Source organism: Christiangramia sediminicola (assembly GCF_031344135.1).
In the GTDB taxonomy this organism is placed as follows: domain Bacteria; phylum Bacteroidota; class Bacteroidia; order Flavobacteriales; family Flavobacteriaceae; genus Christiangramia; species Christiangramia sediminicola.
In genome coordinates this window covers 1-11,265 of sequence record NZ_JAVJIU010000008.1, presented here as the reverse complement: position 1 = coordinate 11,265, position 11,265 = coordinate 1, and the positions used below count along the sequence as shown (strand labels likewise).

Sequence of the window (11,265 nt, the reverse complement as noted above, 5' to 3'; positions counted from 1 at the left end):
TTGAAATGCAAACGACAATCTTCCTCCGAACCGAAATGAGCCGTAAAACTGAATATGTTCATAATCCCTGCTTTTTGAGCGCTAATATACTAAAAATATTAGGTGTGTTTGCGGAGAATCAGAAAAATTTCTTAGGCAAAATTATGTGTTGTATTACTCTGTTTTCCTACCCGAAACGGGTAGTTTTTGTTTCTTTCTATTGTTTTTACTGGGTTTGTGTGAAATGTTTACAGATGTTGGAATAATATTTTTATAGAGATTTTTGAAAAATGTTTACCTAATATATAATCTTAATTCTACATACTTTGTTAAGTTTGTAACTTAAATATTCCCCAACTTGAAGGTATTTACTTCTGTTTTTTTTATTATAATTTTTCTATTGAGTTCTTGCTCTAAAATAGACGAAGCTGATAAGCTTAATTTTTCAATTTCATATTTGGAAGATGTAAAGGATGTAGAAACAATTCAAACTATTTCAAAACAAAAGTTAAAGAATTTAGAAAGCCCAAACATCGGTTTTAAAAATGGAGTGTATTGGTTTAAAGTTATTTTAGATGAACAACCAATTGATGAAAGTATTGTTTTTGATTTACCCGAATCTAATATTCATAAAATTACGGTATATCAAAATAACGAAATCATCCCATGGAAAGAATTAGACAATTCACATTTGTCTCTTTTAATTGATACTGTGTCTCGGAGCAATATCTATTATTTTAAGGTCTATTTTAATTACGAAGTTTTTTTTCCTTTACATGTAAACACTTTTAAAAAATCTCAATTAAAGGAGAAATATGGATTTTTTGTAAACGGAATTTTCTATGGTTTTGTGCTGATGGTTTTAATTATAAATAGCTTCTTTTATTTTTCTCTAAAAGACAAAACCTTTTTGTTTTATTGTTTTTTTTTAATTTTAATTACTATTATTTTTTTGGATTATGATGGTCTGTTTAATAGTACATTTCCAGATTCTTATTTAAGATTTCATAGAATTTTAACTCATTTTCTACTGTGCTTATCTGGAGCATTGTTCGCTAATCAATTTTTAAACATAAAATATTATTTACCTAAAAGCAATTTCATTGGAATTGTATTACTTTTAGTTACAATTATTAGTTATTTACTTTTTGTTTTTACTAGTAAGTTTTTATTTGTAGCCATTGGAGATACTTTTTCAATGCTTGTTTTACTCCATTATTGGTGTATTGGAATTATTATTTCTAAAAAATATAAATTCGCAAAATTCTTTGTATTTGGTTATTCCCTAATTTTATTTTCTTCATTTTTGTTTGTAATTCCTCGTAATTGGGGGTTAAATACCTTTTCAGTATCTTTAAACACCGTGAAATTCGGAGCCTTATTTGAAATGCTAATATTAACCTATGCAATTACATATAGAATAAAAATTCTACACGAGGAGAATGATCGATTCAAAAAAGAAATAAACCAATATCTTAACGATTTACAAGTCTTAAAAAAATCCAATTTAAAGGAGTCTCACAAGATGGAGGAACTTTTAAAATCTAAACACGATTTATCTGCTAGAGAAATTGAAGTATTAATTTTAATTTACAAAGGATATACAAACAAACGTATAGGCGAAGATTTATTTGTGTCTTTAAATACTGTAAAATATCATATTAGAAATATATATGAAAAATTAAACATTAAAAATAAAAATGAAGCCATCGATGTTTTTACTAAAATAAAAAATCAGTGAAAATAAATTCATTAATTCTCAATCAATTCTACAACAACTAAAGGTTACCTTTTGTTGTTCGAAAAATCAGCTAGTTCAAGAAAAAGAATACCACTACAACTAGATAGGAATATTTGGTATAAATGATCCTTCTCATAGTTTTCATAGAAACATGGGTGATTGTTTAAAAATAAAATCCTGTTATGATTCATAACAGGATTTTTATTTTAGGAACCAATTATTGACTTGTAATTATCTATTCAATAATTTTTTAGAAACTTTATAGGTAGCAGCATATATATATCCTTTTTGATGATTTTTCAAAGATTTAAAAGCACCTCTATACCAGGTTGAATCTGTTGCCTTTTTCTTTAGAGTTAGATGGTTTACAGACTTACCTGCTTCTCCACTTATCGTTGATGTAGATTTAATATCATATATAGAAATTCCATAATGTTCCGCTTTGTTTAAAATTTCAGCAAATGCTTCTTCAGAAAAATATAAGGTAGCATTATCATCATTTATTGTTGTTCCGGATTCTGTTATAAAAACATTTTCATTTAAAAAATATTGTTGTGTCATAATTGCAGGTGTTAAATAACTATAAATTAGTTTTGTTGCTCTTTAGGAAAATATTGAGGAATAAGTTCTTTTAATTTCTCTAATGTTTCTTGAACGGATAATTCACTCATTCCACCAGCAGCATTTGCGTGTCCACCACCATTAAAATGATTTGCAGCTAATATATTTACTGGATTTTCTACTCCTTTAGAACGGAAAGAAATTTTCATAATTCCATCTCTTTCTGTAAAAACAATGGCAGCTTTCATTCCTTTTATAGACAATGCTGTATTGGCCAAACTATCTGTATCTCCTTTTTTATAATTGTAGGTTGCTAATTCTTCTTTAGACAAAGAAATTATGGCTACGTTATAGTCGTATAAAATTTCTAGTTTTTGACTCATGGCATACCCTTGTAAACGCAAACGACTTTCGGTATTGGTGTCGTTAAGTTTTTCGTGAATAAGATGATGTTGTACACCAGCCGTTAATAATTTGGCAATAATCTCATGTGTTCTTGGTTGTACAGAGTTGAATCTAAAATTTCCAGTATCTGTAAGAATTCCAAGGTACAAAGGAGTTCCTATGTTTTCATCTAATAAATGGATAGATCCCGATTGCTCTATAAGTTCCACAATAAGTTGTGAGGTAGAACAAACAGAAGTTTCAGAAACGGTTAGGAATGGAAAATCTTCTGGATTTAAATGATGGTCTATCATTATTTTTTTAACCGTACATTCTTCTAATAATGCCTGCATTTCTGGTCCTACACGGTTGGTAGCATTGTAATCTAAACAAAAGATTAAATCAGCATGTTTAAAAGCGTTGGTTACAGCTTCTGGAGTCTCCTCCATTAATAAAATAGCAGAAGTGTCTAACCAGTATAAAAAGTTAGGAGCTTTGTCGGGATGGCATACAGTGGCTTTTTTTCCTAGTTTTTCAATAAAATGTAACAATCCTAAAGAAGATCCTATAGAATCTCCATCTGCAGATTTGTGAGCCGTGATTATAATATTTGAAGCCGCTTGAATTTCTGCTTCAATTTGTTGGTAAATATTCATGTTTAGTATATGTAAATGGCCTTTGCTTGGCTTTGAATTATAATTTGTTGTCTTTTGGTTTAAAAACTACGCAAAGGTATCATTAAAGATGAATTTGTATGGCTCTTATAGGTGGATTGTTTTTATTTTAGAAGTTTTCACTTTTTAAAACAACGGTTTAATGGTAAGATTTAGGGATAGAGACATAAAATTTACTACCCACATTATGTTTACTTTCTACCCAAATTTTACCTTTGTGGTAATCTATAAAGTCTTTACAAAGAATAAGTCCTAAACCAGTTCCTCTTTCGTTATTGGTTCCAAGAGAAGAGTAGGTGCTATCAATTCTAAATAATTTATCAATATGGGCTTCCTTAATTCCTACACCGTTATCTGTTACAGAAAATAAATATAGGTTTTCTTTTTCTGTAGTATCCACAGAAATAGTTCCTTGTTTAGGAGTAAATTTAATAGCATTAGAAATAAGGTTTCTAAACACTACTTCTATCATTCTTTTGTCTACGTATAGAATTAAGTTCGTGGGTAAGTTTAAGTGAATGTTGATTGCTTTTTCTTCTAAAGAGGTTCTTAGTAATTCTGTTGTAGATTTAATCATCACAACCATGTCTACAAATTCTGGATTAAAATCCATTTTACCCGTTTGAGACATGGCCCATTCCATTAAATTAGATAATAAGTTTACAGCATGTTTAGAAGAGGTATTAATAATTTCTGCATATTCATCAATCCCCTCATAATTATTCGCTTTTACTTGTTCGCTTAATATTTCACTAAACCCTAAAATACCATTAAATGGACTTTTTAAATCATGTGCAATAATGGAAAAGAATTTGTCTTTTGTAGAATTTTATTTTCTTAAAGATGCTTCGCTTTTTTGTAGTTTTAGTTCTGATTTTTTTCTGTTAGTAATATCGTTTATAACAGAAATAATACAAGGTTCGTTGTTAATATTCACAATTTCAGCAGAAATTAACCCAGGAAATAGTTCTCCAGATTTTTTACGGAATAAGTATTCATGTTCTATAACTGAACCCTTTGAGTTTAAATCAGACATAAATTTTAAACGTTCTTCATCATCACCCCATAGTTTTAAATCGATAGTTTTAGAACCTATCAACTCATTGGGTAAGTAACCAGAAATAGTTACAATTTTTTTATTTACTTCAAAAATTTCACCATCGCTGTGTTTAGACAATACAATAATAAATGGAGCAGAATGGAAAGCTTTAGAGAATTTTTCTTCTTGGTTATTTACATCAATAATTAACCTTTTGTTATACATTAAAGAAAGGCTATAGGCCAGTAGAATAACAATTAATTCCCATAACATAATAAATATGGATTCTCCTGAGCTAGATGAAAAATAATTTTTTGTTGATTCTGTATTTTGGACTAGAAAATAAACACGAAAAAGTTGAATGATGAAAACAAGAACAAAAACATATCCTATTGGGCGTGTGGTACTACGTAAAGCTTTAGGAGTTCTTATAAACATTAGGTGGACTATAAAAATACTATAGAATAGAAAACCGATGGTAATATTATAATGTCTAGCTTTTAAATTGGGATCTATAAATGTAAAGTAGCTATGGATGATAAAAAAAATGAAAATAAAAATAAAGTGAGGTACCGTAGAACTCTTTTTCTTTACAAACTGTTCTAGACCTACAAACATGGAGATTAAAGAAGAAACAATAAAAACATTGGCTACGGGTATAGAGAGCCAATCAGGAATATGATCTCTTAAAAACACTAAAATATTTCCTGTAGTATTCATAAACATACTAAGGACAATTAATAGTGTACCTGGGAATCTTTTTTTTATTTGAAAATATAAAAAACTACTTAGTAGCAGATTAATAATATTTACTAGAATATAGCTAAAGTATACTGTAGGGAGGTCTATATTAATCATAAGTTGTTCTTTTTGAGTCCAAAATCAATCTATTCAATAGGGTAGAATAGAAACAGTCATATCCTCTTTATATTTTAAAAAAGGATGTAGAAAATCCTTTTTTAAGTTACTAAAACAAAAGCTTTAGTATTTAAAAGTATAAAGGCTTATAGTGTAATATACGTAAAAAACATCAGTAATCACTAGTTGTGTAGTAGATTTTATTCTTAGTTAAATATTAAATTTTTGTGTTGTTTCCTATTTTGATACTTGCTGTTTTATTACATGTAGTTTTTTGCTAATAATGAGTTAGTTAGATGTTTTAATATGTGAAATTTATTAAGTTGTCTACAAACATTACGGTAAAAAGTAAAATTGATAGTGCATAATTTAAAATAACAAGTCCATACCAAATGGTATGGACTTGTTATTTTTTAACAATATCTTATTTGGTAGCAGGTTCCCAAGCAAATTTTTGAAAAGGAGCATCTACAGGTGTGTTGGCAATGTGGTTGGTATAATTACTAATTACTTTTTGAGACAATCCTAAAATTACTTCCAAGACATGTCTTTCTTCATAACCAGCAGCATAAAAAGTATTTAAATCTTCTGAGGTTACATGTCCACGGTTTTGTACTACTTTTAAAGTAAACTCATGTAATGTTTGTAATTTTTCTGTAGGCAATGCTGTCTTATTTCTTAAAGCATTACTAATTTCAGAATCCACTTCCATCATTCCGGCAATAGCAGTATGGGCAGGTACACAATAATGACATTCGTGCTCTACGTTAATGGTTTGCCAAACAACGGTTAATTCTTCGTTGTTAAAAGAAGATTCTGTAAATAACTTGTGTAACATTTGGTAAGCTTCTAAAATTCCAGGAGCTCCAGCCAATACACCATGCAATCCAGGAATCATTCCGATGGCTTTAAGAGATTGTTCTAATAATGGTTTGCTTGCTTCAGGGGCAGTTTCAATGTTGTGAATTTTTAATGATGTCATGATTTTTGTTTTTAATGATTAATTTAAAACTAAACAATCGTTTAGTTATGGGTTAAAAAAAATGTTAAATGTTTTTAAATATGTTTTCTATATAGTGGTTTAATTGTGTGTTGCTAAATACTCTGGTGGCAGATGACAATCCGAACATAGATATGATTAAAAAATCTGCTTGTTCTTCTATTTTTAAGGGTTCTAAGTTTGTGTTTTGTTCTAATTTTTGGGTAAATACCTGTTTTACCTCGTTGGTAAATTTTACCAATTCAGTTTTTATTTTTTCATCTCCATTTTCACCAATTTCATTTGCTGTGTTGGTTACCAAACACCCTTTACCAAATTCTGTTTCTTTTGTAAACTCAACAAAATCATAAAAGTATTGTTTGATGGCTGCAACACCCTCATTAGAGTTTTTTAATGGCAAAATAAGTTTGTTAAGTTTTTGTTTGTAACATTTAATGCTTTCTAAAAAATCTCCGTTCTTATTTCCAAAACTAGCATATATAGAAAATTTATTAATGCCCATTTCTTTTTCAAGCATGTGCATAGAAGTGGTTTCGTAACCGTTTCTCCAGAATAAATTCATCGCTTTCTCGATAACTTCTGCTTCTATATATTCTTTTTTTCTTGCCATTGTTGTTCTAATACGATACAAAACTAAACAATCGGTTAGTAATAAAAAAATATTTGTGACATAAATTTACACGATATGTGTTTAAGTGCTTGTTTTATAGGTGTTTAGTTTCTGTGTAATGACTGATTCATCACCCGTAAAAGAGTCTGTACATTACAGAATTAGAGGAGATGTGTAAATTTTAAAGTAACAAAAAATCAATTTAAGAAGTGTAATTGCTAAAAGGTTTAGATTGATTAAAATAGTTTTTGGTATTGGTATGAACATCTTTGTGGGTTAACAACTCCTGTTTAGTTGCCCACCAATATTTTGCATGTTGTGCTTTGGGCAATTCTATGTTATTTTGTTTGATGTTTACATGAAAAGCATTAACAATATAATGCGTTCCAAAATCATTTGTATCTGCAAAATTGGTAGGGTAAATATGTTCATAAACCCCAATAAAAATAGCTTCGGTTAAGTTGATTTCAAATCCTAACTCATTTAAAGAAACACGTTTAAAGGCTTCTGTAAAAAGTTCATTTTTTCTAATAACACCACCAGGAACAAACCAAGTGTGTTTGGCAGGATTGTTTAATCTGTACCCCAAAAGTATGTTGCCTTGGGCATCTTCTATAATTAAATCTATAGAAACCAAAGGAGTGTTTTTAACGACTTGTATATAATCTTTTTTAGGAAGCATATTGTCTTTTGTTTAATACCCATAAATATAAAATTATTTAACTCTTTGTGTTCTTAAAATTTATATTGATGGAAATTTGCTATAGATGTCCTAAAAATTGATGAAATATTTTTTGAGAGTAAACAGAAAGTTACTAGTTGTTTTATGTAAACGTTAGGTTATGAGTCGGTTTTGTCTTTTTGTAAAAATGAATCGTTTTGTGTGTTCATATGTTCTAAAAGAGCATTTTTTAGTTGGTTTAATTTGGAAGTAAATTCAGGTTTATCTGCAAGATTGTTCATTTCTTCAGGATCGTTATTTAAATCATACAATTCAAATTCAGGTCTATTTCTGTATCTATTAACAATTTTACTAGCATTTTTGTCGTAACCAGCTTTGGCCAACCAAGAAAGATACATTTTACGAACATGCCTGTCTTCCATTTTATCAACATAACCATAATCAAAACCATTAATAACACGGATAGCGTAAAGGTTATTGGGAGATGTATTCCAAATAAATTTGTAGGTACCATCTGTAATGGCTCTTATTTTATATTCTGGACCTTCTTTTAAATTATTGTATAAAAAATAAGCGTACTCCCTGTGTGTTGTTTTGGTTCCTGTAATTATAGGCAGTAAGCTTTTACCGTCTAAGTTTGATGGAACGTTTCCTCCAGCAGCATCAATTAACGTAGGTACAATATCGCAATACTGTGTAATGGCTTTGGTTACTGTTTTACGTTGCCCTTTTGGCCATTTTATAATGCAGGCAGATCTAACCCCCATGTCGTAAGTAGTCCATTTACTACCTGGCATACCTGCACCGTTTTCATCTAAAACAATTAAAGCAGTATTGTTTTCTATATTGCTTTTTTTAAGTAGTTTTCTTGCTCGCCCCACTTGTTCGTCAAAAAGTTTTATTTCGGCTAAATACTCAGTAAAATATTCACGTGTTTGTTGGGTGTCTGCCAAGTTTTTAGGGAGTGTTATAGTGTTTGGATCCCATAAAGAACTATCTCCAGCATTCCATGGGGCATGAGCATGTACTGAACAAATAATTAAACAAAAAGGTTGGTTTTTATCACGATTGATGAATTCTGTTACCCCATCCCAATTTTCTGGAGGAGTACCATTGTAGTTGGCATTTTTGGTAAAACCATCAATAAATTCAAACGGATACACCGAGGCAGGTCTAAAATGTGTTTTACCTGTTAAGCCTACTCGGTACCCTAATGTGTTTAAATGTTGAACAATACTAAGCGTTCCTTTTTTGGTTGCAGCATGGTTAAAATTACATCCATTGTTGTTTGGCGTTAATCCGGTGTACAATTCTGCTCTGGTGGGTGCACAAATTGCTTCGGATACAAACATGTTTTTAAATACCATACCTTCATTAGCCAGTTTGTCTATGTTGGGAGTGGTGTTTAGGTTTTTAGTACCATAACATCCTATGTTTTTTGCACTAATATCATCTCCTAAAATAATTAAAAAATTAGGTTGTTTTGTTTGAGCCCATAAATGGCTACCCATTAATAAAAGGAGAATAATGCTGCATAAATGTTTTTTCATAATGAGAGGTATTGGGTGTTGCTAATTTTTTTATTTGCTGTAAGCTTGAGTTTTTGCACAAAATTATATTTAGCGGATTTTGTAAATATATACAAAACTATGGAGTAGGCCAGCACCTTTATAAAGTATAGCAGGTGTATGCTTATGTTGTTTTACTTAAAAGTTATAACCTATAGAAATTCCACCTATTAAGAACCATACTTTGCTTCTTATTAAATTTTGTTTGTCAGAATAAAAATCATACAACGGTGTAATACCAATTCTATACATAATACCACCTGTTGGTTTTTGGTATCTATAACCTAATCGAGCTGCATAAATTAAAGCAGTTATATCAAGAGGGTCATCGTTTAAGTCCTTAGTATCTAAATATGTTATTCCGCTACCTATTTCAATAAAGTGTTTTTGTTTAGCTATGGCATACAACCCATTAATTTCAAAAGGTATAGAATTTGCTTTAATTCTGTTGATTGTAAAATAACCATAACCAATTCTGGAAGTAATATTAATTAACTTAGAAACATTGTATAGTCTTTCATAATTTATAGAATATAAAACTCCATTTCCTCCAATTTCTGTATAAATAGAATTTTTCTTTATACTATCTTGCGCATGAATATTATGAATAGATATTGTAAGTATTGATAACACAATGGTTAACTTTAATATAATTTCTTTCATTTTTTTTATTTGCCAATGGACTTGTGTATGGAACGTAGAGGGTTTTAAGTGCTAAATTTACGGTTTATAACTAACCTTTATTTTATTATTGTTCTTTCGTTTAGGCACTAAAATCGCTATTTTTTATATACGTTGTTGTAATGAGTTTTATATTATATATTGGTCAATTTCTTTGATTTCCGTTGCCGGTGTCGCTTTGTCTACGGGTAATATATAATCATATTTAATAGCCAATAACGTTCCTATTTCAATATAACCCCATCCGTTCCATCCACTTTCATAATAAGCAACTACTAAAAAAAATTGCCTTTCTTGTTTGTCTTTAGCAAATATAAAATTTGAAAGGCCATTATCTTTTTCTGGAATATTATAAACTTCGACAATAGTGTATCCCTCTTCTTCTAATTCCGAAATATGTTCTTTATCATAAATTGAAGTTGAATTTTCAGAATACCAACTAACATTGTGTAGAGGGTTAATCTCTATGTCAGTATTATAAACTTTACTTAATAAATCTTTTGACTCCTTTGAATCTATACTTTCTCCTCTTAAACGAGAAATTATATTAAAAAAGTGATTAGCTATAAATGAGATATAAATACTTTTTATTTTCTTTGAATATGAATTGTTAGTTACAACAAAATCAAATTCATGTAATATTTTTTTTGCTTCAATACATGCGAAAATTGGATAATCACCTTCTTTGAATATTTTATTAAATACTTTGATTGATTTAGATATTAATTCTTCTCTTTTTGGTATTTCATTTTTGAGTTCCTCAGATTGTCTTTTATAGGCAGACGCTCTATAAGTTCCATAGATAGCACTCCAATTTATATCATTTTCCCAGTTTTTAGTAATATCTAATATAGAGTTATATTTATTAAGGTATAATAAACAAAGTAAGTTTAATTTGGTAAGAGAATAGCTGAACACTCTACACGATATCTTGGGATTATTATATTTATTTTCAATTAATTCGTTAAAAGTTTCAATAGCATTTTTATAATCTCCATTATAAAAATGATGCTTTCCAATAGAAAATTTTGTTCTAGGAGATTTAGGGTTAATTTTTAAAGATTTCTCTAGGAATTTTAGTTCACTCGGTTTGTCTGAAAATTCTTTTAATATTCTTGAATAATGGTAGAATAATTGATAGTCTTTAGAGTCAAAAGATAATAAATCAGTAAATCTATTTTTTAAAGCTGTTAATTTTGTGATGTCTTTTTTGCCTTTATTTAAGGTATAATATGTATTTAAATCGACAATAAGTACATTGAGAGATCTTTCGGTATTGTCCTCAATAAATTTTTCATCAAATTCATTGATTCCTGACTTTTCATCTCTAGTTTTTTGTAAAAGTATTTTTTCTTTTAATTTTTTTCTGATTATCCGTTTATGCACCTGTTATATTCGCAATTACTAGTCTGTCAAAGAGTTTGTCTCCAAAATACCGTCTGTTTAATTTGTAAATAAACTCGTTGAGATACAACTGTAAGTATTTCC

At 29.2% G+C, this 11,265-nt stretch carries 11 protein-coding genes and 2 pseudogenes; 1 reads left to right on the top strand and 12 read right to left on the bottom strand.

Annotated elements, in window-relative coordinates:
* Window positions 1-337 precede the first annotated feature (337 nt).
* Window positions 338-1,720: a 7TM diverse intracellular signaling domain-containing protein gene (locus tag RE431_RS15565; protein ID WP_309562889.1), complete on the top strand. Its 1,383-nt coding sequence runs from the start codon at window positions 338-340 to the stop codon at window positions 1,718-1,720.
* A 231-nt stretch (window positions 1,721-1,951) separates the two neighbouring features.
* Here the strand turns inward: RE431_RS15565 and RE431_RS15560 are convergent, their stop codons facing one another.
* The 12 genes and pseudogenes from RE431_RS15560 to RE431_RS15505 form a co-directional block, all read right to left on the bottom strand.
* On the bottom strand, window positions 1,952-2,281 hold the full coding sequence (locus tag RE431_RS15560) for a hypothetical protein (protein WP_309562888.1): 330 nt from the start codon (window positions 2,279-2,281) through the stop codon (window positions 1,952-1,954).
* 26 nt (window positions 2,282-2,307) lie between these two features.
* Complete coding sequence (locus RE431_RS15555) at window positions 2,308-3,321, bottom strand: DHH family phosphoesterase (RefSeq protein ID WP_309562887.1); 1,014 nt, start codon at window positions 3,319-3,321, stop codon at window positions 2,308-2,310.
* A gap of 157 nt (window positions 3,322-3,478) precedes the next feature.
* On the bottom strand, window positions 3,479-3,952 hold the full coding sequence (locus RE431_RS15550; RefSeq protein ID WP_408914520.1) for a sensor histidine kinase: 474 nt from the start codon (window positions 3,950-3,952) through the stop codon (window positions 3,479-3,481).
* A gap of 18 nt (window positions 3,953-3,970) precedes the next feature.
* Window positions 3,971-4,147: pseudogene (locus tag RE431_RS15545) on the bottom strand (histidine kinase dimerization/phospho-acceptor domain-containing protein); the annotation flags it as partial.
* Window positions 4,148-4,168: 21 nt separating this feature from the next.
* Window positions 4,169-5,236, bottom strand: a complete 1,068-nt coding sequence (locus RE431_RS15540; protein WP_309562886.1) for a PAS domain-containing protein — start codon at window positions 5,234-5,236, stop codon at window positions 4,169-4,171.
* 424 nt (window positions 5,237-5,660) lie between these two features.
* On the bottom strand, window positions 5,661-6,218 hold the full coding sequence (locus RE431_RS15535) for a carboxymuconolactone decarboxylase family protein (RefSeq protein WP_309562885.1): 558 nt from the start codon (window positions 6,216-6,218) through the stop codon (window positions 5,661-5,663).
* A 64-nt stretch (window positions 6,219-6,282) separates the two neighbouring features.
* Window positions 6,283-6,846 (bottom strand): TetR/AcrR family transcriptional regulator, encoded by a 564-nt coding sequence (locus RE431_RS15530; RefSeq protein WP_309562884.1) that lies wholly within the window; start codon window positions 6,844-6,846, stop codon window positions 6,283-6,285.
* A 202-nt stretch (window positions 6,847-7,048) separates the two neighbouring features.
* The gene (locus tag RE431_RS15525; protein ID WP_309562883.1) at window positions 7,049-7,528 is read right to left on the bottom strand and encodes a GDP-mannose mannosyl hydrolase; all 480 of its coding nucleotides are present in this window, start codon (window positions 7,526-7,528) and stop codon (window positions 7,049-7,051) included.
* Window positions 7,529-7,686: 158 nt separating this feature from the next.
* On the bottom strand, window positions 7,687-9,078 hold the full coding sequence (locus RE431_RS15520; protein WP_309562882.1) for a sulfatase family protein: 1,392 nt from the start codon (window positions 9,076-9,078) through the stop codon (window positions 7,687-7,689).
* Window positions 9,079-9,234: 156 nt separating this feature from the next.
* Window positions 9,235-9,759 carry a hypothetical protein gene (locus RE431_RS15515; protein ID WP_309562881.1) on the bottom strand — a complete coding sequence of 175 codons (525 nt, stop codon included), beginning with the start codon at window positions 9,757-9,759 and terminating at the stop codon, window positions 9,235-9,237.
* A 147-nt stretch (window positions 9,760-9,906) separates the two neighbouring features.
* Window positions 9,907-11,163, bottom strand: a complete 1,257-nt coding sequence (locus tag RE431_RS15510) for a tetratricopeptide repeat protein (RefSeq protein ID WP_309562880.1) — start codon at window positions 11,161-11,163, stop codon at window positions 9,907-9,909.
* Window positions 11,156-11,265, bottom strand: a pseudogene (locus RE431_RS15505) (IS1595 family transposase); the annotation flags it as partial. The pseudogene RE431_RS15505 and the gene RE431_RS15510, both read right to left, overlap by 8 nt.